Source organism: Variovorax sp. dw_308, assembly GCF_019207085.1.
Taxonomy (GTDB): Bacteria; Pseudomonadota; Gammaproteobacteria; order Burkholderiales; family Burkholderiaceae_C; genus Variovorax.
The window spans coordinates 231,899-251,358 of sequence record NZ_JAATOM010000008.1; the positions used below are offsets into that span (position 1 = coordinate 231,899).

Sequence of the window (19,460 nt, forward strand, 5' to 3'; positions counted from 1 at the left end):
CTTTCTGGTTCAGGGCCGGGGCTGGAGGGGAATATTGACCACTCGCTCGCCCGGCGGCGGATTCGGAAAGCCTTGCAGGGCCGCATCGAACATGACTGCGAGCACGACGCCGCTCGATGCGTAGGGGCCGTCGTTCCGGGCCCTCGTTTCGTAGACCACCTGCCCGGACTTCAGGTCGCGCAGCACGAGGCCCACTTCACGCTCGTACCAAGGGTTGGCAGCAGGCGGGATGAACGCAGACCCGTACCACCCGCCGCCGTACCAGCCGCGTCCGTAGCGAGGGCCGTAGCCGTAGCCGTAGCCATATCCGTAGCCTGGCCACCAGCCCGGTGGGTAGAGCCATGGATCGGCCCACGGAGAGAGCGTCGCGGCCACGCGCGCCGTGATCTGCGCGCTGTAGACCGCCCGGACGTCGTCGCGCTGCAACCCGACGCGGGCCAACGCGGCGCCGGCCATGCTCTCCAGTTGCTCTTGCTGCGGCTCGGCAGCCTGCTGCGACGGCAGGCGTTCGAACCGGTAGGCGGTTCCGGCAGGCACTGCGTCCAGCTTGGAAAAGCTCTTGACGTTGCTGTCGACCACCCAGGTGGATGCGCAGCCGCTGAGGCTTGCAATCAGGAAGAGGGCCGCCAGCGCACGTCGCATGAGAACTCCTAGGCCATTCGCAGGACCCCGATGCCGGGGGACGGAAGTTCGGGCGGGTCGAAGGCCCTGTCGCCATCCTCGTCGGCCACGCCGGTCGCTTTCAGACCCTTGAAGTCGTGCAGCGTTCCGTCGAGCAGGTGCGAAGGCACCACGTTCTGCAGCGAGGTGAACATGTTCTCCACGCGGCCGGGGTACTTCCTGTCCCATTCGCGCAGCATCTCGCCCACCTGCTTGCGCTGCAGGTTCTCCTGGCTGCCGCACAGGGTGCACGGGATGATCGGGAACTCGCGATGCTGCGCCCAGCGGACCAGGTCCTTCTCGGCCACGTAGGCCAGCGGCCGGATCACGATGTGCTTGCCGTCATCGCTGACCAGCTTGGGCGGCATGCTCTTGAGCTTGCCGGCGAAGAACATGTTGAGGAAGAAGGTCTGCAGCATGTCGTCGCGGTGATGGCCGAGCGCGACCTTGGTGGCGCCAAGCTCGTCCGCCACGCGGTACAGGATGCCGCGCCGCAGCCGGCTGCACAGGCCGCAGGTGGTCTTTCCCTCGGGAATGACGCGCTTGACGATGCTGTAGGTGTCCTGGTTCTCGATGTGGAAGGCCACGCCGAGCTCGCTGAGGTACTTCGGCAGCACCTCCTCGGGAAAGCCGGGCTGCTTCTGGTCGAGGTTGACCGCGACCAGGTCGAAGTGGATGGGCGCGCGGGCCTTCAGCTTCAGCAGGATGTCGAGCATCGCGTAGCTGTCCTTGCCGCCCGAGACGCACACCATGACCTTGTCGCCTTCCTCGATCATGTTGTAGTCGACGATGGCCTGGCCGACCTGGCGGCACAGGCGCTTCTCCAGCTTGTGGGTTTCTCGTTCGATCCTGAAGGCGGCGGCCGGGGGGGCCTCGTCGATCCAGATGGCGCTCATGTCATTTGCTCCGGAATACTTCGACCCCGACAGCATCGCAGTCGGGGTACACATCGGGTTTGGCGGTGGACACGCGTGCGGCGTGCACCTTGGGATGGACCAGCATGGCGGCGAGCAGGTCGTCGCAAAGCGTCTCCTGCAGCTGCACGTGGCCTTTGCTCACGCGCGTGGCAATGGTGCGGCGGATGAAGTCGTAGTCGACCACTTCGTCCAGTTCGTCCGCCTTGGGGGTTGAAAGTTCCAGCGGTACATACAGGTCGACGTTGATGATCACGCGCTGCTCGGCCTTCTTCTCGAAGTCGTGCACGCCGATGTTGATCCACACCTCGTAGTCGCGCAGGAACACGCGACGGCACGACAGCAGCAGGGGATCGAGGGCGGCAAAGGTCAAGGGGTGGCTTTCAGGAGGTCGTCGACCACGAACATGATGTCGCGCTCGGTCGGCACCAGGTGCTGGCCGTTGTCGACGCAGAGGGTGGTGCCGGTCACGCTGGGCGTGGCGGCGAGGAAGACGCAGGTATTGGCGACGTCGGCGGGGTCGATCGGGCGGCGCAGCAGGTTGGCGCGCGCGGCCTTCTCGAAGTTGGCGGTGTTCTGCGGCCCGCTCGTGAACAGGATACCCGGCGCCACGCCGCACACGCGCACGGCGGGCGCGAGGGCCTGCGCCTGCAGAGCCACGGCGCGTTCGAGCGCGAGTTTGGACACGGTGTACGAGAAGTAGTCGGGGTTCAGGTTGAACACCTTCTGGTCAAGGATGTGGATGGCGCAGCGGTCCGAGCCATCAGCGGGCTGGCGAGCCAGCAGCCGCGCGAAGGAGAGCGGGGCAATCAGGTTCACGCCCAGCTGCTTCATCGCCGCGTCGGGGTCGAAGTCGAGCGCCGTGTCGGGGTCGAAGGCGGATGCGTTGTTGACGATGCAGTGGAGCGGGGCGCGGGCCGTGACGTGCGCGACCAGCGCCTCGCGTGCCGATTCGCTCGTGATGTCGGCCTCGACCGCTTCGGCCGCGTGGCCCTCGTCGCGCAGCCGCGCGCACAGCGCGTCCGCAGCCTCGCGCGAGGCGCGGTACTGGCACCACACGCGCCAGCCGGCATGCGCGAAAGCCGTGCAGACGGCGGCGCCCAGCCGCTGTCCGCCGCCTGTCACGAGCACGCCTGGAGCCGTTTTTGCCATGCTGATAGATTCCCGATCCATGAAATTGGAGCCAGGCGCAGAACGCGCCCATCCGCTGACCCGGATTATCGACGCCACGCTCGCCCGCTCGGGCGGCTGGCTGCCCTTCGACCGGTTCATGGCGCTGGCCCTCTATGCGCCCGGCCTCGGCTACTACGCCAACGACAGCCGCAAGTTCGGCCAGATGCCGGACTCCGGCAGCGACTTTGTGACGGCGCCGGAGATGACCCCGCTGTTCGGCCAGGCGCTGGCCGTGCAGGTGGCGGAGGCGCTGGAGAAGACCGGCACCGACACGCTGTGGGAATTCGGTGCCGGCTCCGGCGCGCTCGCGGCCCAGCTGCTCGACGCCCTCGATGCGATGGGCCGGCGCGTGAAGCGCTACCGCATCGTCGACCTGTCCGGCAGCCTGCGCGCGCGCCAGCGCCTGAGGCTCGACCGCTTCGGCGACCGTGTCGAATGGCTCAGCGCCTTGCCCGATGCGATGCAGGGCGTCGTCGTCGGCAACGAAGTGCTCGATGCGATGCCCGTGCAGTTGCTGGTGCGCGTCAAGGGCCGGTGGTTCGAGCGCGGCGTGGTGGCGCACGGCGACGGCTGGGCCTGGGAAGACCGCCCGACCGAACTGCGTCCGCCAGTCGAGCCCGCAGGCCCGCAGGACTACCTCACAGAGATCCACCCGCAGGCCGAGGCCTTCATCGCCACGCTGGCCGACCGCCTGACGCAAGGCGCGGCCTTCTTCCTCGACTACGGTTTCCCGGAGGCCGAGTACTACCACCCGCAGCGCCACATGGGCACGGTGATGTGCCACAAGTCGCACCAGGCCGACCCTGATCCGCTGGTCGACCTGGGTGCCAAGGACATCACCGCCCACGTCAACTTCACCGGCATCGCGCTGGCGGGGCAGGACGCCGGCTTGCATGTGCTCGGTTACTGCAACCAGGCGCGCTTCCTCATCAACTGCGGCCTGGCATCGAAGATGGAACTGGCCCCGCTGGCGCAACGCACGCTGGCGGCGCGGCTCATCCATGAGCACGAGATGGGCGAGTTGTTCAAGGTGATCGGCTTTTCCGTCGGCGAGCCGTGGGACGCCGTCGGGTTCGCGCAAGGTGATCGCTCGCACACGCTGTGATGCTGGCGGCCTACGTCAGCCCGATGCAGTTCGAGCAGGACTGGCTCGCCAATCAACTAAAGCAAGCCAACTCATGAGCTCCGCTATGGGATACGGAATCAGGGGCAAGGTCGCACAAAGCCTGACCGCCACATGAAAATCGCTATGCGCGCGCATGACACCATCGGTCTCCGTTGGATCGCTTGAGCGATCGCTCGTCGTTCTACCTAAGCTCGATGGCCTCAGTACTGTTAGCGGGCGGCAATCCCCACCTTGCTGAAATCTCGAGCAGTCGGATAGGCCGCCCGAAGGCGGACCCATTCCACCTCAAAATTGAGACGCATGGCGGATTGCTGCAGATAATCTTCGGGCAAGCTCTCGTCTGCCGTCTCCAACGGTGCACCTGAGTGCAACGATCCCGAAGCTTGCGTAGCGAAAGGTCGCGATGTCCCCTGGCGTCAGGCATCGACTTCTGGCCATCTTGGCCGCGGACGCGGCGAGTTACTCGCGCTGGATGTCCGTGGACGACCTCGCGACGCTGAGCGCCTTGGACATCGCGCGGCAGGTTTTCCGCACGGAGGCCGAGGCAAGCGACGGGCGGGTTGTCGACACCGCTGGCGATTCCGTGCTCCTGGTCTTTGAAACGGCCATTGGCGCGGTACGGGCGGCAGCAGCCATCCAACACCATCTCTCGCAGGCACATCACGATTCGACGAGCCTCAGCTTGCGCTTTCGAATCGGTATCCACCTGGGCGATGTCATCGAAAAGGCGGACGGTACCGTCTATGGCGACGGCGTGAACATCGCCGCGCGCCTGCAAGCGATTGCGGAGCCGGGCGGCGTGGTCGTGTCCCAGTCCATCCACGATACGTGCGCGGATCACCTCGGCGCTGCCTTCGAGGACATCGGCCAGCAGCGGGTGAAGAACATCGCCAAGCCCGTCCGTGCGTTCCGCCTGGTCCGTCTGCGGGACGTCCCGGTCAACGCGCACGGCGAAGGACGCGGGACCGCTTCAACGCAGGATGCCCGACGCTGGAGCCTCGCCGGCTGGACAGGCCGACTCGCGTCCTCGAAGCGATGGCGAGTGGGGTTGTCGGGCCTGCTCGGCGCGTGCCTCGTCGGCGCAGCCTTGCTGGTTGCGCAAGGCTTCCGATCCGAAGGCGCCAGGCAGCCGCCCCCGGCCGTCGCATCGCCCGTGAACATCGACCAGGAGATCATGTCCAGGCGCGCGACTGCCGTGCTCGCCTTCGTCGACAAGCAGGGGACGAAGTCGAGTTCCACCCTGGGCGACGACCTGGCCGACGCGGTCGCCGCCCGCCTGCTGCGCGACGGCCAGCGCGTGATCGGGCGTGCGGCGACGATGCACCAGGACCCGTCCGCCCCCGACTTCGTTCGCATCGGCCAAGAGCAAGGCGTGCGATTCGTGCTGGCCGGCCGCATCCGGCGCGAGGCCGACAGCATCCAGGTCGACGCCTATCTGACCGAGATCGCATCCGGCGCCGTCTTCCGGCTGCATGAAGACGAGTTCAAGAGCGAGGAGGAAGCCATGCGCTCCGCCTACGGAAGTGCGGTGGTCCGCGCGCTCAACGCACGCTATCACGAGATCGAGACTGTGCGTGCCAGGCTCCCGGGCCATGAGAAGGATCCTGTCGACGTGCTCGCCCTGGCCTCGCGCGACCTGGATCGGGCGAACACGCCGGAAGAGCTGGAACGCGCGCGCAGTCAATTCGAGTTTGCCGTGAACGCCGACCCTGGTTCGGTGGAGGCATCTTCCGGCCTGGCCCTGGCGCATCTCGCGCAGTTCTATTGCCTGTGCAGCGCATCGCCCCGCGAAAAGCTCGATGTCGCGGAAAAGGCCGTCAGGCGGGCGCTGGACCTGGCACCGGACAGTCCGCAGAGTCTCGTGGCCTGGGGGGACATCCTGTTTCTCCGGCGGCGGCCGGAAGACGCCCTGCGGGTCTGGCGCAAGGCGCTTGAAATCACGCCGGACTACCAGAACGCACACGTTCGCATGGCGAGCGCGCTCATCAACCAGGGCCAACTGGCGGATGCCAGGGTCCATCTCGCCCGGGTAACGGACCTGCGCCCGTTCCAGATGCGTCGGCAGCAATGGCTGCTTCAAAGCCTTGCCGACGCTTCGTTCTCGCAAGGTCATGACGACGAAGCCTACGAGATCCTCAGGAACTGGACCGCCGAGTTCCCCAACAACGGAAAGCCTTACCTGATGATGGCGGCGATCGATGTCCTGCACGGTCGCAACGCCGAGGCCGCGGCCAACATGGCGAGACACCGCCAGATGCTGCCGCTCAGCACCATCTCCTATGTGGTCCTGACCTACCCGTCCACCAATCCTGGCTTTCTGTCCCAGCGCGAAAGACTGGTGGCCGGACTGCGCGAGGCAGGCCTGCCGGAGGGAGACAAATGACAAGTAAAACGACAACGCAAAAAGCGGCCATCGTCGCGCTGCTGGGGGCGATCCTGGCAACCGGCCTGCATGGTCAGCCAAAACTACCGGCAGCCATCGGCGCACGGCCGGGCGTGACGGTGCCCATGAACGAACAGCCACAGGGAGGCAAGCGCGTGACGTTCAATTCACCGCAGGCGGATGCCACCGATCTCTCCATCGATGCGATGCTCTACAAGCCCGACGCCGCGGCGCGGGGCGCCGTGGTCGTCGTAAATGCGGCGCCGGGCTGGAGCGACTTCCGGGAGGGCCAGTACGCCAGGGCACTGAACTCGGCAGGCTACGCCGTGCTCGCGATCGACACCTATGGTGCGCGCCACATCGACGGAACCCAGGCAGACAATGCAAGTCTGAGCACCCTTGTGCAGGCGCGCGACGCCCTTGCGGCGAGACGGTACCTGGTTTCCATTGGTTATCCGGTGGATCGGTTGGCCGTCATGGGCACCGGCCGGGGCGGGACGATCGCCCTCCTGGTCGCTGACCGGACATTCGTCCAGAACGAGCGCGAACGTTTCGTGGCGGCGATGGCGATCAGCGCGAGTTGCATCTTCCATCCGAAGACGCCCAAGCCCGCATCCAAGGTGTTCATCGCCATCGGGGACAAGGACGACGTCGCGGGGGTTCAGCCCTGCAAGGATTTCGCGAGCGAGTTCGCGAACGCCGGTGGACACATTGACGTCAAGGTGTACCCGGGTGCGTCCAGCGGCTTCGACGGCCACCCTGGCGTCCTGGGCGTTATCCGGGATCCTTTCATGGAGACCTTCGTGAATTGCAGCGTCGCGGTGGAACCGGACGGACGATCCTCGTACAACGGCAAGACTTTCGCCGAAAGCGACACGGCCGCGCTCATCGGCGAAATGCGCAAGTCATGCATCAAGCGCGGCGGATCCGGCTGGACCAATCTCACGCAGAAGGCAGCGGTGACTTTCGATCTGATCGAGTTCCTCGATGCCAACTTCCGTCACTAAGCAAGGCTCAGCGACTGATCAACGAGCCGGTCGGCAGGCCGCAGATCAAGCGTCGATTGCGTACGGCCGCCGAGCCCATCAAAAAGCGTGACTGATACCGAAGTCGTAGCCCATCACGTGATCGGCCTTGTAGCCAGAACCCGTGGTGTAGTAGTTGTTGGTGAAGAGGGGAAAGCTGTTGCTGACGGGCATGATGAACGCAGCGCCGTTCTTTTCCTTGACGTAGGCAGCCGTCGCATACAGTGCGGTGCGCTGCGACAGGTTGTACACATAGCCGACGGCGAACTTGCCAGCCGATGGGTCCTGCGCAGTCGCGCTCACGATCGCAGCGACACCGGTCGGCGGCGACGTGTAGTTCAGCTTGACGTGCGAGTAGGCCACGCGGATCAGGCCAACTCCAACCGGCACGGTGGCGCCGAGCAGGTAGCCGTCCCCCTTGAAGTCGCCCGTGCCGATGAGCGGCGGGATCACGTAGTCGTTCTTGTTCTGGGTGCGCGAGATTTCACCGAAGAGCTTGACGACGCTGAAGTCATACGAGGCGCCCATGTTGGCGATCGTGACCTTCGTGGTGATGCCCTGGTAGTAGTTGTCGCCGGTGGTGCTCTCGCCATAGGAGGCAGCAACATCCAGCGGGCCGTAGGCATAGCCGAAGCGGCCACCGACATAGCCGCCAGTGCGTTGGTTGTTCGCCACTGCCGGGGTCGTGGTGCCCGGGTCGTACTTGATGGCCTCGCTGAACGCGTACATCACCTGGCCATAGAAGCCACCGAGGTTCGGCGGCAGGAAGTAGCCGATGCTGTTCGACGCGCGAACGTAGTTGGGGTTGCCGAACAGGCCGCGGTTCACGCCACCGAAGCTGACGGTGCGGGGACCGCTGTTCATCAGGTAGACCTGGCTGGCGCCAACGCCATTGGTGCCGAGCGGATCGAACACGGAGTCGTTCCAGAACGTGGGCGTGTAGTCGCGGCCGAGCCGGACCTCACCGAGGCCACCCAGCAAGCTCACTGTCGAACGACGATCGAAGGCCGCAAGGCCGACAGCGCCATCGTCATTGGAGATAGCGGCTTCCAACCAGAAGGCTACAGCCACGCCACCACCGAGGTCTTCCGTTCCACGGAAACCGAGGCGACTCGCGTAGTGTGCCGAGTTGGTCATGGCCCACTGGCTCTGATGCCTGTCGGGCGCGCCAATGAAGTTGAGACCCGGCGCACCGGGAACGCCAACGAACGAACTCGTCGTCTGGATGTAGGTGAGGGCCGTGTCAACCACACCGAACAGGGTCATGGACGACTGCGCCGAAGCGACTCCGGCAGCAGCCAGCGCGGCCAGGGATACCAAGGACTTCTTCATCGCAAGCATCTCCTCGTTGAGCACAAGGTGCCGGCGCGGCAATCTCAACGCGGCGGGCACTTTTTCCTGCGCTTCATCAACCTCAGGCCACTCTTCTTCGAGAGTTGCAGCTATTGCACCAGACGCTCCGGATCGTGGCAAAAGAATTCGTCCAAATCGCCTGCCGGTCGACGTTTCGCGGACACATTGAGGCCCTTGCGGAGGATCTACTTCCGCGCCGGCGGTCGCAGCCAAGAGGGAGGCGCCCGCACGGTGGCATATTCGCCAGTGTTGTGCCCACGAAATCAGCAACGACCGGCACGCGCGTCGCCATCGAGGGCACGCTCACGATGCTGTGATCTCCCTGGCATCCGGGTGACCGGAATCGGGCCTCGCAGCGTGCGCTCGCCAGGCGGGCCGCGAAGGACAGCAACCGCGCGGCATAGCAGCGGTGCGGTCGTCGGTGGCGACAGACCGGGTTGGGCCCGGTGCCGCCGTCCGTCGGTGCGGAGGGACCGAGAGGTATGCGGCAACTCTATTGAAAGTCGGTCAACTCGAGCGGCGGTCATGAAACCCGGATCCGCACCTACTGAGGGAAGGAGGCAACGTCACTGGCAATGCGAGCAGCGGCACCGAGATGCTTGCAAAACGTGTGCAATACATTGCCGAGGCGGCGGGTAGGCCCGCACGCATCGGCTACCTTACAACCCGTCGGTCAGTTTTCTCCCGGAATTTCAGTGAGTACAAGGCCATGCTTGACGCAGCCATCAGTTCTGTCGGTGCGGAACTGCAAATACTGCGAGTGGAAGACCCTGAGGAAGTCGACCCGGCGTTTGATGAAATGGAACGCTTGAAAATCGGAGCCCTTGTCGTCGACACGCCACCACTTTTTTACTTGAATCGAGACCGCATCGTGGACGTGCGGCCAAGCATCGCCTGCCTGCCATCGCTCAAGGACGGGCCTGGGCGGACTCGGGACTTCTGATGACTTTCTGGCTGGACTATCTCGACGTGGCACGCAGGACAGCCGACTATACGGACCGGATCCTCAAGGGCGCGAAACCGGGAGACTTGCCGGTCCAGCAAGCATCGAAATTTGAGATGGTCATCAACCTGAAAACAGCCGACGCGCCGGGAATCAGGATCCCTCGTTCAATGTTGCTGCTGGCGGATGAAGTGGTTAAATAGTCCGGACGAACCGTGCCCGATGGATAGCGCGGGCCTGCCTAATGCGCCCGCAACGCGCGCAGCTCTTCCCGCAGGAAGTCACCCGCGTCGCGCACCGTGCCATCCGCCGTCCTGACCTTGTAGGCCTTGCGCGTCAGTTCGGAGCGTGAGGCGCAGCGCTCGATGAAGTCTTCCGCATCGATCAGCTCGACCTTGAAGTACTTGTACTTGCTGCGCAGGTGAGTGGCCGCTTCGGCCGCGTTGTGGTCGCTGCCGTTGCGCACGAACACCAGGTCGGTCCGTGCTTCCACGCGCTGGATGAGGGCCAGGATGATCTGGTCTTCCTTCGGTGGCGGCGTAGCGCCTGCGATACCCGCCAGCAGTACCAGCGCGAACAACAGGCGGCGCAGGCCGTTGCGAACCATCAGTCTCATGCCGACTCCGTGCCGCGGGCCTCGTGGCGGGCGCTGGGCGAGTGCGCTGGATGCTAGGCGCGGCTCGCGGGCTCTGTCAAATCAGTTGTCCACCACGCCTTCGCGTGACCCGCGCCGCATGAAACGAGGGTGAGCACCGCCTGTTCGTGGGCACCCGCGGAACCGGCTTTGCCGGGCCGCTGGGTGCGCCCCCTTGAGGGGGAGCGCCGCAGGCGCATTCGGGGGTGGGTTTCATTTCAGGGCGGCTCGGTTCTAATCGACGCCTGTTCTGCATTCGAGAAGTCATGAGTTCCAGATCCCCCGAGGAATCCCTGCGGATCGCGCATGCGCTGGCCGACGCGGCGGCGGCCGAGTCGATGCGCTGGTTTCGCACCCCGCTCGATGTCATCACCAAAGCCGACGAGAGCCCCGTCACGCTGGCCGACCGGGCGGCCGAAACCGCCATGCGCGAAATCCTCGGCACGCTGCGCGCGGCCGATGGCATCTATGGCGAGGAGCACGGGCTGGAGCGGCTCGATGCGGAATGCATCTGGGTGCTCGACCCCATCGACGGCACGCGCAGCTTCATCACCGGCTCGCCCTTGTGGGGCACGCTGATCGGCCTGCTCGAAGGCGGGCGCATCACGCTGGGCATGATCGACATGCCGGTGCTCGGCGAGCGCTGGATCGGCCAGGCCGGCGAGGGGGCGACGCGCAACGGACAGTACGTCGGAGCGAGCACCGTGAGCGAGGTGGGCAAGGCGCGCATCGTCACCACCTCGCCCGACATCTTCGGCGCGGCTGACTGGCAAGCCTTCGACCGGCTCAGCCGCGAGTGTGCGATGCGGCGCTTCGGCGGCGATTGCTACGGCTATGCGCAGCTGGCCGGCGGAACCATCGACCTCGTGGTCGAGGCCGGCCTGCAACCCTACGACTACCTCGGCCCCGCAGGCCTGATCGAGGCCGCGGGCGGCGTCATCACCGATTGGAGCGGCCAGCCCCTCGGCCTGGAGTCCGACGGCCGCGTGATCGCCGCCGCCACGCCCGCATTGCATCGCGCGGCGCTGGCGCTGCTGAACGGATGAGGGGCCCGCCGGGAAGAATCGCATGATCCGCTGGCTCATCGTCGTCGTGCTGGCCTTGCTGCTGATGAGCGGACTGACCGAGTGGCTGCGTCGACACGGGTTCGGCCGCCTCCCCGGCGATTTCGAATTCAGGGCTTTGGGGCGAAACTGGCAGTTGCCCATCGGAAGCACGCTGGTGCTCAGCCTGATCGCCGCGCTGATCGCGCGCTGGATATGACCACAAGGACAAGGATTCCATGAGAGCCTGTGTAGACATCGGCGGCACCAAGATTGCCGTGAGCCTGGCCGCCGACGGCGAATCGCTGGACGGCAGCCCGCGGCCCCTGCTCGGCCGCCGCAGTGAACCCACCGCCAAGACCGGCGACAACCTCGCGGTGTCGCGCCAGATCCTGCGCATGGTGGACGAGGTGTGCGCGGAGCAGGGCATCGGCGCCGAGGCCGTGAGGCGCGCCGGCGTGTCGTCGGCCGGCCCGTTCGTCATTCGAGCTGGCGCCCTCGAACTGGCCACGCCCAACATCTGCGGCGGCATGGCCGGCCCGGCGCGCGGCTTGCCCAACAACTGGATGACGGCACCCATCGAGCAGCCGCTGCGCCAACGCTTCGACGTGGTGCGCGTGGAGAACGACGCGGTCGGCGCGCTCGAGGCGGAACGGCGCTGGGGCGCACTCAAGGGCGTCGACCATTGCGCGTACGTCACATGGAGCACGGGCATCGGCGTCGGCATCTGTGTCGACGGACGCGTGCTGCGCGGCAAGAACGGCAACGCCGGCCATTCAGGCCACAGTTTCGTGGTGGATGACGACACCAACGCCCTGTGCGGCTGTGGCAATGTCGGCGACGTCGAGGGATTGGTCGCCGGCAATGCCATCGCGCGCCGCTTCGGCCTGCCGGCGGAGCAACTGTTTCCCGCCGCGGTCGCGGGCGATCCTGCGGCGCTGGCGCGCGTCGACGAACTGTGCCGTGTGATGGGCCGCATGCTTTACAACCTCGTCGCCACGCTCGACCTGGAGCGCATCAGCCTCGGCGGCAGCGTGTTCTGGAACAACCGCGCCTTCCTGCTGCCGCGATTGCAGGCCGAAATCAAGGGCAAGTTGCCGTCATTGACGGAAGGGGTCACGCTGGAGCCGGCGGGGCTGGGCGACAAGGTCGGCGACTACGCGGCGCTCGCGCTGCTGGATTGAGCGGGCGCCGCGCCGCAGGCGCTTTCGGGGGTGGGCTCGACCTCAGAGGAACATGCCGCCCGACGCCTCGATGCGCTGGCCGGTGATCCAGCGGTTGCCGGGCTGCAGAAGCATCGAGATCGCGCCGCCGATGTCGTCCGGCAGGCCGGCCCGGCCGAGCGCGGTCTGGGCGGCGACCACGGCGTTCACCTGAGCGTTGTCGCGCACCACGCCGCCGCTGAAGTCCGTCTCGATGGCGCCGGGCGCCACCACGTTGACCGCGATGCGTCGCGGGCCGAGTTCCTTCGCCAGGTAGCGCGTCAGCACCTCGATGCCGCCCTTCATCGACGCATACGCGGCTTTGCCCGGAAAGCTGAAGCGCGCAAGCCCGCTCGACACGTTGACGATGCGCCCGCCGTCGGCGATCAGCGGCAGCAGCTTCTGGGTGAGGAAGAACGGCCCCTTGAGGTGGATGTTCATCATCTCGTCGAACTGCGCTTCCGTGGTGTTCGCGAAGCTCGCTTCGAGGCCGGTGCCGGCGTTGTTGACGAGGTGGTCGAAGCGGTCGCGCTGCCAGGTCGTGGCGAGCGCGCCCTTCACCGCGACGACGAAAGCGTCGAAGCCGGCGCTGTCGGCCACGTCGAGTTGCAGGGCCACGGCGCGGCGGCCCAGCGCCTCGACCTGCCGCACGACCTCCTGCGCTTCCGCGGCGCCGCTGCGGTAGGTGAGGATCAGGTCGCTGCCCTGCTGCGCGAGGTTGAGGGCGGTGCTTTTGCCGAGGCCGCGGCTGGCGCCGGTGATGAGTGCGATCGGGGTGGTCATGTCGGAGTCCTTGTGGAAGTTGATGGGATGGGTGAACTTTAGGATGGAACAATCAGGCGATAAACTCGTCTGAACTGACTTCATCGTTCTCTCAAAAAGAACAATCCATTGGACCTCGCCCTGTTGCAGACCTTCGTGCAAGTCGCCGAACTCGGCAGTTTCACGCGCGCCGCCGATCGGCTCGGGCTGCCGAAATCGCGCGTTTCCGCCAGCGTGCAGCAGCTGGAGGCGCAGCTCGGCACCCGCCTGCTGCACCGGACCACGCGCAGTGTTCGCATGACGCCCGACGGCGAGCAGTTCCTCGAGCGCGCCAAGGCGCTGCTGGCCGATGCGGAGGAACTGCGCACGCTGTTCCAGCAAGCGCCGAGCAGCCTGCGCGGCCGCCTACGCGTCGACCTGCCGACCGCCATGGCGCGCACCATCGTCATCCCGCGCCTGCCGGAATTCCTGGCGGCCCACCCGCAGCTCGAAATCGAACTGAGTACCACCGACCGCCGTGTCGACGTCGTGCACGAAGGCTTCGACTGCGTGTTGCGCGTCGGGCACCTGCAGGACTCGGGGCTCGTTGCGCGGCGACTCGGGCAGCTGGTGCAGGTCAACTGCGCGAGCCCGGCCTACATCGCGCAGTTCGGCACGCCGCACACGCTCGAAGACCTCGCGCACCACCGGGTCGTGCGCTGGGCGCCCACGCTCGGCGGCGCCGCGGCCGGCTGGGAGTACCACGATGGCGAACGCTACCGCCTGCTGGAGATGCAGGGCGTGGTCACCGTCAATCACACCGATGCGTACCAGGCCGCATGCCTTGCCGGCCTGGGCCTGATCCAGGCGCCGCGCCTGGGCGCTGCGGCTGCCCTGGCCGCGGGCTTGCTCGTGGAGGTGATGCCGGGGTTCACCGCCGAGCCGATGCCGGTGTCGCTGGTCTATCCGAACCGGCGCAATCTCTCGAAGCGTGTGCAGGCGCTGATGGGATGGCTCGCTGAGGTGCTGACGCCGCACCTCGACCCGGAAGGCCGAAGCCCGCTCAATCCGTGACCTGCGTGGTCCCGGCCAATGCCGTGAGGAACGCCTTGCGCCACCAGTGCACGTCGTATTCGCGGATGCGCTGCAGCAGCTTCTGGTGCCGGTGCCGCCGTTCCTCCAGCGGCATTTGCAGCGCCTGCTGCATGACCTCGGCCGTCCCGTGGATGTCGTAGGGGTTGACCAGCAGGGCTTCCTTCATCTGCTCGGCGGCACCCGCGAAGCGCGACAGCACCAGCACGCCCGGGTCGGCCGGGTCCTGCGCGGCCACGTATTCCTTGGCGACCAGGTTCATGCCGTCGCGCAGCGGCGTCACCAGGCCCACCGCCGCCGCGCGGCACAGCCCCGGCACACGCTTGCGCGCCACCATGCGGTGGATGTAGCGCACCGGCATCCAGTCGAGCTCGCCGTAGTCGCCGTTGATGGCGCCGCACAAGGATTCCAGTTCGCGCCGGATGTCGCCGTAGGCATCGACGTTCTCGCGCGTGGGCGAGGCGATCTGGATCAGTGTGGCGCTGCGCCGGTTCTCGGGGTAGTGCGCCAGCAGTTCGCGAAACGCCCGCACCCGGTGCGGGATGCCCTTGGAATAGTCGAGCCGGTCGATGCCGATCATCAGGCGCCGCTGCGAGTACTCGCGCCGCATCGTCTGGCACATCTCCTGCGCGTCCCTGGCATGCGTGAGCTCCATGAACTCGTCCACGTCGATGCCGATCGGAAAGGCGCTGCACCGCACCGATTGCCCGTAGCCCTGGTACACATCGCCCGGCAGCGCGGCGCCGTGCGCCTCGTTCAGCACATAGCGTTCGAAGTGCTCCTGGTCCTGGTGCGATTGCAGCCCGATCAGGTCGTAGGCGAACAGCGAGCGCATCAGCCACTCGTGCTGCGGGATGGCCGCCATGATGATCTGCGGCGGCAGCGGAATGTGCAGGAAGAAGCCGATGCGCTGGCGACAACCCATCGCGCGCAGTTCGGCCGCCAGCGGAATGAGGTGGTAGTCGTGGATCCAGAGGATGTCGTCGGGCTTGAGCAGCGGCATCAGCTTGCGCGCGAACAACTGGTTCACGCGCCGGTAGCCGCCGATGAAGCCGGCGTCGAAATGCGCCAGGTCGAGCCGGTTGTGGAACACCGGCCACAGCACGTCGTTGCTGTAGCCGAGGTAGTAGCTGTCGTGGTCCTCGCGGCTCAGGTCGATGGTGGCCAACGTGACCTTGCCGGCTTGCTGGCGGTGCAGGTCGCCTTCGCCCGAAGGGCCGCCCTCGACGACCGTGCCGCTCCAGCCGAACCAGAGTCCGCCGCTTTGCTGGAGCGACTCGCCCAACGCCACGGCCAGCCCGCCGGCCGCGGGCTTGCGCGGGTCGGCCACCCGGTTGGAGATGACGACGAGGCGGCTCATGCGTCCGCTTCGGGTGCGGCCCTGGGCGATCCCGGCGCTGCGGCGAGAAGGTCGCGCGCCTGGAGCAACCACTCGAACACCGCGCGCGTCGATTCGAGCCGGTGGGTCGCCAGGCTCGGCCCGCCGCCCACCTTGATCGCAATGCCGCCGCGAGGCTGCACCACGGCGAAGCCGCTCTCGTCGGTGGTGTCGTCGCCGGCGAACACCGGCACGCGGCCGGCGAAGGGCGGCTCCTGCAAGAAGGCATTGATGGCCACGCCCTTGTTGATGCCGGCCAGCTTCACCTCGAAAACGAACTTGCCGTGCAGCATTTCCAGTTGCGGTTGATGGGCAATGATGGCCCACATCGCGTCGCGGCAGACGGCTTCGAGATCGGGCGCCATGCGGTAGTGCAGCGCCACGGCTGCATGCTTGCGCTCGACCAGCAGGCCGGGATGCGCGCCGGCCAGCTTGTTGGCCACGTCGAGCACCGCATCCAGGTCCGGCGGCTTGTGCTCCTGCATGCGGCCGGTCGCGTCGCGGCGCTGCACGCCGTGCTCACCCGCGGCCGGCAGGCGCAGCGGTGCCAGGAAGCGGTCGATCACGTCGATCTGCCGGCCCGACACCACGGCCAGCGCGCCGCCGCAGAGCTTGTGCAGGTCGCCCAGCAGCGCAACCAGTTCGGGCGGCACCTCGATCGCCTCGGGCGTCTCGGCGAGCGCGACCAGCGTGCCGTCGAAGTCGAGGAACAGGGCCGCGTCAGGGGTGAGTTGGGGGGGAGCGGTCATCAACCGGGCACGATAACAGCGCGATGGGATTTCGCGCGTCGGTTAAAGCCGCGATCGGAAAAGGGCCCAGGAGTCGGCCGCGGGATTTGCTGGACTGCGCCGCGGCGGACGGCGGCCCAAGCTTCATGCGCGTCTCCCTTGAATGCCGTGCGCGGTGCGCCACGTCGAGGGCACGGTGCGAACCCGGCGTGGCACGGCCCACCGCCTGCGCCAAGCGGCGCGCGAGTCCGGGTCAGTCGAGCGCCTGCCCCACCGCCGCAATGCGTGCACGCCGGATCGCAGCACCGACCTTCGGGCCCGACTCCCCGGCCATCTGCGCCTCGCGAGCAATGACATCCGTGGCGACGGCCTGCGCCGCTGACAGCGCCACGCGCAGGCGCTGGCCGGCCGCGATCGCATCGCCGACTTCGCAGCATTCGCAGGCCTGCAGGAGTTGCGCAAGACGCGCCGGCTTGCGAATGGCGTCGCAGCGTTCGAGAAGGACGACGATGTCCGTGGCGCCCAATGCCGTGCTTGCCCCTACGGCAGAACCTTCGCGCGCGAACAGCAGCGCCAGGTCGCGTTCATCGGTCGGTGCGCGCAGGCGCTCGCAGACACCGAGCACCGACGGCGTCGGCAGTCCCCATGTGAGGCAGCCAAAGCGAACCGGCAACGGCGCCTGCAGCCGCGCCGCGCTGTCGACATGACGAAGCCGCTCGGCGCGCGTGTCGACTTCGGGCAGCAGCCTCTGCATCGCGCCGCATTCCTGCAACACGCTGAACATCCGCGACGGCACCGCCTCCATCAGCCCGCGTGCCAGTTCCTGCCATACGCGCTCCGGCACCAGCGCGTCGACCTCGCCGGCCTCGACCATGCCGCGCATCAGGTCCATCGTCTCGGGCGCGACGCTGAAATCGTGGAAGCGTGCGGCAAAGCGCGCCACGCGCAGGATGCGTACAGGGTCTTCGCGGAACGCGTCGGTGACATGCCGCAGCACCTTGTCGCGCAGGTCGCGCTGGCCGTGGAAAGGGTCGACCAGTGCGCTTGCGTCTGTGGTGGGCGCATCGGCCAGTTCGGCAGGCAGGGCGATCGCATTGATCGTCAGGTCGCGCCGCGCGAGATCTTCCTCGATGGTGACCTCGGGCGAGGCATGGATGGTGAAGCCGCGGTAGCCCGGCGCGCTCTTGCGTTCGGTGCGGGCCAGCGCGTGCTCTTCGCGCGTCACCGGATGCAGGAAGACGGGGAAGTCGCGGCCCACCGGCAGGTAGCCGCGCGCCGCCATCTGCTCGGGCGTGGCGCCGACCACCAGCCAGTCGCGATCGGAGACCGGCAGGCCGAGCAGCCGGTCGCGCAGCGCACCGCCCACGAGATAGGTCCGCATACCAGATGTCATCCGACCGAGTGTAGGGGTGGGTTGTTTGCAATTTGAGACAATCTGGCTCGTTCTGGCACCAATACGGTGCCAACTTTTTGGGCTCTCCCAGGTCGAATCATTTTGCGATCTCGACTTGATCTCCCTCGGGGAGGAAGCCGGGCAACGCCCGGCCCTGGGGCTCACGACAACATCGAAATCCAAAGGAGGATCCCCATGAACAAACAAGCATTGCGCGCGCTCGCCATCCTGGCCGGGCTCGCATCGGGCAGCGCCATGGCGCAAAAGGCCGGCGACTGGGTCGTCGGCGCCGGCTGGCTGCACCTGTCGCCCCAGGATTCAAGCCAACCCTTGACCCTGACCTCGCCGGTACAAATGGCCGTGCCGGGCTCCGGTGCGCGCGTCAGCGATTCGGACACGCTGGGCCTGAACGCGATGTATTTCCTCGACAGCCACTGGGCCGTCGAAGGCGTGCTCGGCGTGCCGCCCAAGTTCAAGCTCTACGGCACCGGCACCCTGGAATCGGTCGGCCAGATCGGCGAAGCCCGCCAATGGAGCCCGACGATCCTCGGCAAGTACTACTTCAACGATGGCGAGGCGAAGTTCCGACCTTACGTCGGCCTGGGCGCGACCTACGTCTGGTACTCCAACGTGAACCTCACGCCCAGCCTCCAAGGCGCCATGGGCAAGCTGCTGCACGCGCCGGCCGGCGCGACGGTGACCACGGCCAAGCTCGACGGCACTTTCGCACCGGTGGCCAACGCGGGCGTGGCCTGGCAGTTCGACCCGCACTGGGGCCTGTCGGCATCGGTCTCCTACATCCCGATGAAGACCACCGCCAAGCTCACGACCACGACCGTCGCCGGCTTCCCCGTGGCCACGAGCCAGGCCAAGCTGACGCTGAACCCGATCGTGCCGTACGTGGCCGTGACCTACAGGTTCTGACGGTCGGCGCGCGGCCTCAGCGTTTCAGGCGGTAGGGCTCGTCGAACGCGACGAAGTCGTGCTCGGCCAGCGCGGCGTCGATCCAGGCCTTGACGCCCGGCAACGCCTCCACGCGCTCCAGGTAGGCCGCGATGTCCGCCGGCACCGGCAGGGCATAGCGCGTCAGCCGCATCACCACCGGCGCGTAGTACGCGTCGGCGATGCTGAAGCGGCCGAACAGCATGCCGTCGGCATGGCTGGCCGCATGGTCGGCCAGCAGTTCGCTCCACATCGAGACGATGCGCGCCACGTTGTCGCGCACGCCGGCGTTGTCGCGCCAGATCAGGGCGCCTTGCTGCGCCATGTTGGCCTCGATGTTCATGACGCAGGCCGAACGCAGCGCGCCGAAGCCGGCATGCATCTCGGCGCAGATGCTGCGCGCGCGGGCGCGCTGCTTTCGGCCGGCCGGCCAGAGCTGGGCCTCGGGGCAGGTCTCGGCCAGGTACTCGGCGATGGCCAGCGTGTCCCAGATGGCAAGTCCGTCGTCGACCAGCACCGGCACCAGGCCATTCGGGTTGAGCGGGAGCATGGTGCGCTTGAAGGCGGAGTCCTCACCGAAGGAGTCGAACTTCACCGCCACCTCGTCGAACGGGATGCCGGCCTGCTTCATCAGCACCCACGGCCGCATCGACCACGACGAATAGTTCTTGTTGCCCACGTACAGCTGGCGCATGGCTTGGACCTTTGGTGATTTGCAGGAGAGCCCGCG

The 19,460-nt window shown here is 66.7% G+C and carries 21 protein-coding genes; 10 read left to right on the plus strand and 11 right to left on the minus strand.

The window, feature by feature from the left end:
* Positions 1–9: 9 nt before the first annotated feature.
* Genes HCU76_RS18190 through HCU76_RS18205 form a run of 4 tightly spaced genes read right to left on the minus strand, consistent with a single transcriptional unit; the run spans position 10 to position 2,726 of the window.
* A complete protein-coding gene (locus tag HCU76_RS18190; protein ID WP_218510229.1) occupies positions 10–642 on the minus strand; it encodes a DUF4136 domain-containing protein in 633 nt (210 codons plus the stop codon).
* Between the two features lie 8 nt (positions 643–650).
* Positions 651–1,556 (minus strand): tRNA 2-thiocytidine(32) synthetase TtcA, encoded by a 906-nt coding sequence (gene ttcA, locus HCU76_RS18195; protein ID WP_218510230.1) that lies wholly within the window; start codon positions 1,554–1,556, stop codon positions 651–653.
* A 1-nt stretch (position 1,557) separates the two neighbouring features.
* Positions 1,558–1,947 (minus strand): dihydroneopterin aldolase, encoded by a 390-nt coding sequence (locus HCU76_RS18200; protein WP_218510231.1) that lies wholly within the window; start codon positions 1,945–1,947, stop codon positions 1,558–1,560.
* Positions 1,944–2,726 carry an SDR family oxidoreductase gene (locus HCU76_RS18205; RefSeq protein WP_218510232.1) on the minus strand — a complete coding sequence of 261 codons (783 nt, stop codon included), beginning with the start codon at positions 2,724–2,726 and terminating at the stop codon, positions 1,944–1,946. The genes HCU76_RS18200 and HCU76_RS18205 overlap by 4 nt, the downstream gene beginning before the upstream one ends.
* A 118-nt stretch (positions 2,727–2,844) precedes the next feature.
* Between HCU76_RS18205 and HCU76_RS18210 the strand changes: the two genes are divergently transcribed.
* The 3 genes from HCU76_RS18210 to HCU76_RS18220 all read left to right on the plus strand — a co-directional run bounded on the left by HCU76_RS18210 (position 2,845) and on the right by HCU76_RS18220 (position 7,263).
* The gene (locus HCU76_RS18210) at positions 2,845–3,852 is read left to right on the plus strand and encodes a class I SAM-dependent methyltransferase (protein WP_371319852.1); all 1,008 of its coding nucleotides are present in this window, start codon (positions 2,845–2,847) and stop codon (positions 3,850–3,852) included.
* 460 nt (positions 3,853–4,312) lie between these two features.
* The gene (locus tag HCU76_RS18215; protein ID WP_218510234.1) at positions 4,313–6,256 is read left to right on the plus strand and encodes a tetratricopeptide repeat protein; all 1,944 of its coding nucleotides are present in this window, start codon (positions 4,313–4,315) and stop codon (positions 6,254–6,256) included.
* A 113-nt stretch (positions 6,257–6,369) separates the two neighbouring features.
* Positions 6,370–7,263: a dienelactone hydrolase family protein gene (locus HCU76_RS18220; protein ID WP_218510235.1), complete on the plus strand. Its 894-nt coding sequence runs from the start codon at positions 6,370–6,372 to the stop codon at positions 7,261–7,263.
* Positions 7,264–7,341: 78 nt separating this feature from the next.
* On the opposite strand, the gene HCU76_RS18225 is transcribed toward HCU76_RS18220, so the two are convergent.
* Positions 7,342–8,613, minus strand: coding sequence for a porin (locus tag HCU76_RS18225; RefSeq protein WP_218510236.1), 1,272 nt, complete (start codon positions 8,611–8,613; stop codon positions 7,342–7,344).
* A gap of 616 nt (positions 8,614–9,229) precedes the next feature.
* Here HCU76_RS18225 and HCU76_RS18230 point away from each other — a divergent pair.
* Complete coding sequence (locus HCU76_RS18230; RefSeq protein ID WP_218510237.1) at positions 9,230–9,577, plus strand: hypothetical protein; 348 nt, start codon at positions 9,230–9,232, stop codon at positions 9,575–9,577.
* A complete protein-coding gene (locus tag HCU76_RS18235; protein WP_256354274.1) occupies positions 9,574–9,780 on the plus strand; it encodes an ABC transporter substrate binding protein in 207 nt (68 codons plus the stop codon). The genes HCU76_RS18230 and HCU76_RS18235 overlap by 4 nt, the downstream gene beginning before the upstream one ends.
* A gap of 38 nt (positions 9,781–9,818) precedes the next feature.
* Here the strand turns inward: HCU76_RS18235 and HCU76_RS18240 are convergent, their stop codons facing one another.
* Entirely contained in the window at positions 9,819–10,193 is a 375-nt protein-coding gene (locus HCU76_RS18240; RefSeq protein ID WP_256354261.1) for a DUF5329 family protein, read from the minus strand.
* Between the two features lie 284 nt (positions 10,194–10,477).
* On the opposite strand from HCU76_RS18240, the gene HCU76_RS18245 reads away from it, so the two are divergent.
* Genes HCU76_RS18245 through HCU76_RS18255 form a run of 3 tightly spaced genes read left to right on the plus strand, consistent with a single transcriptional unit; the run spans position 10,478 to position 12,438 of the window.
* Positions 10,478–11,257 (plus strand): inositol monophosphatase family protein, encoded by a 780-nt coding sequence (locus HCU76_RS18245; RefSeq protein WP_218510238.1) that lies wholly within the window; start codon positions 10,478–10,480, stop codon positions 11,255–11,257.
* Between the two features lie 22 nt (positions 11,258–11,279).
* A complete protein-coding gene (locus tag HCU76_RS18250) occupies positions 11,280–11,474 on the plus strand; it encodes a DUF2905 domain-containing protein (protein WP_213953008.1) in 195 nt (64 codons plus the stop codon).
* 19 nt (positions 11,475–11,493) lie between these two features.
* Positions 11,494–12,438 (plus strand): ROK family protein, encoded by a 945-nt coding sequence (locus tag HCU76_RS18255; protein WP_213953009.1) that lies wholly within the window; start codon positions 11,494–11,496, stop codon positions 12,436–12,438.
* 42 nt (positions 12,439–12,480) lie between these two features.
* Here the strand turns inward: HCU76_RS18255 and HCU76_RS18260 are convergent, their stop codons facing one another.
* Complete coding sequence (locus HCU76_RS18260) at positions 12,481–13,239, minus strand: SDR family NAD(P)-dependent oxidoreductase (RefSeq protein ID WP_218510239.1); 759 nt, start codon at positions 13,237–13,239, stop codon at positions 12,481–12,483.
* 108 nt (positions 13,240–13,347) lie between these two features.
* Here HCU76_RS18260 and HCU76_RS18265 point away from each other — a divergent pair, with 108 nt between their 5' ends.
* A complete protein-coding gene (locus tag HCU76_RS18265) occupies positions 13,348–14,271 on the plus strand; it encodes a LysR family transcriptional regulator (protein ID WP_213953011.1) in 924 nt (307 codons plus the stop codon).
* Here HCU76_RS18265 and otsA read toward each other — a convergent pair.
* From otsA to HCU76_RS18280, 3 genes are all read right to left on the minus strand, one after another.
* On the minus strand, positions 14,261–15,649 hold the full coding sequence (gene otsA, locus HCU76_RS18270) for an alpha,alpha-trehalose-phosphate synthase (UDP-forming) (protein ID WP_213953012.1): 1,389 nt from the start codon (positions 15,647–15,649) through the stop codon (positions 14,261–14,263). The genes HCU76_RS18265 and otsA overlap by 11 nt on opposite strands.
* Positions 15,646–16,416 (minus strand): trehalose-phosphatase, encoded by a 771-nt coding sequence (gene otsB / locus HCU76_RS18275; RefSeq protein ID WP_218510240.1) that lies wholly within the window; start codon positions 16,414–16,416, stop codon positions 15,646–15,648. The genes otsA and otsB overlap by 4 nt, the downstream gene beginning before the upstream one ends.
* A 232-nt stretch (positions 16,417–16,648) precedes the next feature.
* A complete protein-coding gene (locus HCU76_RS18280) occupies positions 16,649–17,776 on the minus strand; it encodes a multifunctional CCA tRNA nucleotidyl transferase/2'3'-cyclic phosphodiesterase/2'nucleotidase/phosphatase (protein ID WP_218510241.1) in 1,128 nt (375 codons plus the stop codon).
* Between the two features lie 207 nt (positions 17,777–17,983).
* Between HCU76_RS18280 and HCU76_RS18285 the strand changes: the two genes are divergently transcribed.
* A complete protein-coding gene (locus HCU76_RS18285; RefSeq protein WP_218510242.1) occupies positions 17,984–18,712 on the plus strand; it encodes an OmpW family protein in 729 nt (242 codons plus the stop codon).
* A 16-nt stretch (positions 18,713–18,728) separates the two neighbouring features.
* Here the strand turns inward: HCU76_RS18285 and HCU76_RS18290 are convergent, their stop codons facing one another.
* The gene (locus HCU76_RS18290) at positions 18,729–19,424 is read right to left on the minus strand and encodes a glutathione S-transferase family protein (protein WP_218510243.1); all 696 of its coding nucleotides are present in this window, start codon (positions 19,422–19,424) and stop codon (positions 18,729–18,731) included.
* Positions 19,425–19,460 lie beyond the last annotated feature (36 nt).

What these genes read in the sequence shown, in the direction of transcription:
- HCU76_RS18190 (WP_218510229.1), bottom strand. Translation starts at nt 642, where the DNA reads ATGCGACGTGCGCTGGCGGCCCTCTTCCTGATTGCAAGCCTCAGCGGC.
- HCU76_RS18225 (WP_218510236.1), bottom strand. Translation starts at nt 8,613, where the DNA reads ATGAAGAAGTCCTTGGTATCCCTGGCCGCGCTGGCTGCTGCCGGAGTC.
- HCU76_RS18250 (WP_213953008.1), top strand. Translation starts at nt 11,280, where the DNA reads ATGATCCGCTGGCTCATCGTCGTCGTGCTGGCCTTGCTGCTGATGAGC.
- HCU76_RS18290 (WP_218510243.1), bottom strand. Translation starts at nt 19,424, where the DNA reads ATGCGCCAGCTGTACGTGGGCAACAAGAACTATTCGTCGTGGTCGATG.
- otsB (WP_218510240.1), bottom strand. Translation starts at nt 16,416, where the DNA reads ATGACCGCTCCCCCCCAACTCACCCCTGACGCGGCCCTGTTCCTCGAC.
- HCU76_RS18255 (WP_213953009.1), top strand. Translation starts at nt 11,494, where the DNA reads ATGAGAGCCTGTGTAGACATCGGCGGCACCAAGATTGCCGTGAGCCTG.
- HCU76_RS18280 (WP_218510241.1), bottom strand. Translation starts at nt 17,776, where the DNA reads ATGCGGACCTATCTCGTGGGCGGTGCGCTGCGCGACCGGCTGCTCGGC.
- HCU76_RS18210 (WP_371319852.1), top strand. Translation starts at nt 2,845, where the DNA reads ATGGCGCTGGCCCTCTATGCGCCCGGCCTCGGCTACTACGCCAACGAC.
- HCU76_RS18245 (WP_218510238.1), top strand. Translation starts at nt 10,478, where the DNA reads ATGAGTTCCAGATCCCCCGAGGAATCCCTGCGGATCGCGCATGCGCTG.
- ttcA (WP_218510230.1), bottom strand. Translation starts at nt 1,556, where the DNA reads ATGAGCGCCATCTGGATCGACGAGGCCCCCCCGGCCGCCGCCTTCAGG.
- HCU76_RS18240 (WP_256354261.1), bottom strand. Translation starts at nt 10,193, where the DNA reads ATGAGACTGATGGTTCGCAACGGCCTGCGCCGCCTGTTGTTCGCGCTG.
- HCU76_RS18260 (WP_218510239.1), bottom strand. Translation starts at nt 13,239, where the DNA reads ATGACCACCCCGATCGCACTCATCACCGGCGCCAGCCGCGGCCTCGGC.
- HCU76_RS18230 (WP_218510237.1), top strand. Translation starts at nt 9,230, where the DNA reads ATGCTTGCAAAACGTGTGCAATACATTGCCGAGGCGGCGGGTAGGCCC.
- HCU76_RS18205 (WP_218510232.1), bottom strand. Translation starts at nt 2,726, where the DNA reads ATGGCAAAAACGGCTCCAGGCGTGCTCGTGACAGGCGGCGGACAGCGG.
- HCU76_RS18285 (WP_218510242.1), top strand. Translation starts at nt 17,984, where the DNA reads ATGAACAAACAAGCATTGCGCGCGCTCGCCATCCTGGCCGGGCTCGCA.
- otsA (WP_213953012.1), bottom strand. Translation starts at nt 15,649, where the DNA reads ATGAGCCGCCTCGTCGTCATCTCCAACCGGGTGGCCGACCCGCGCAAG.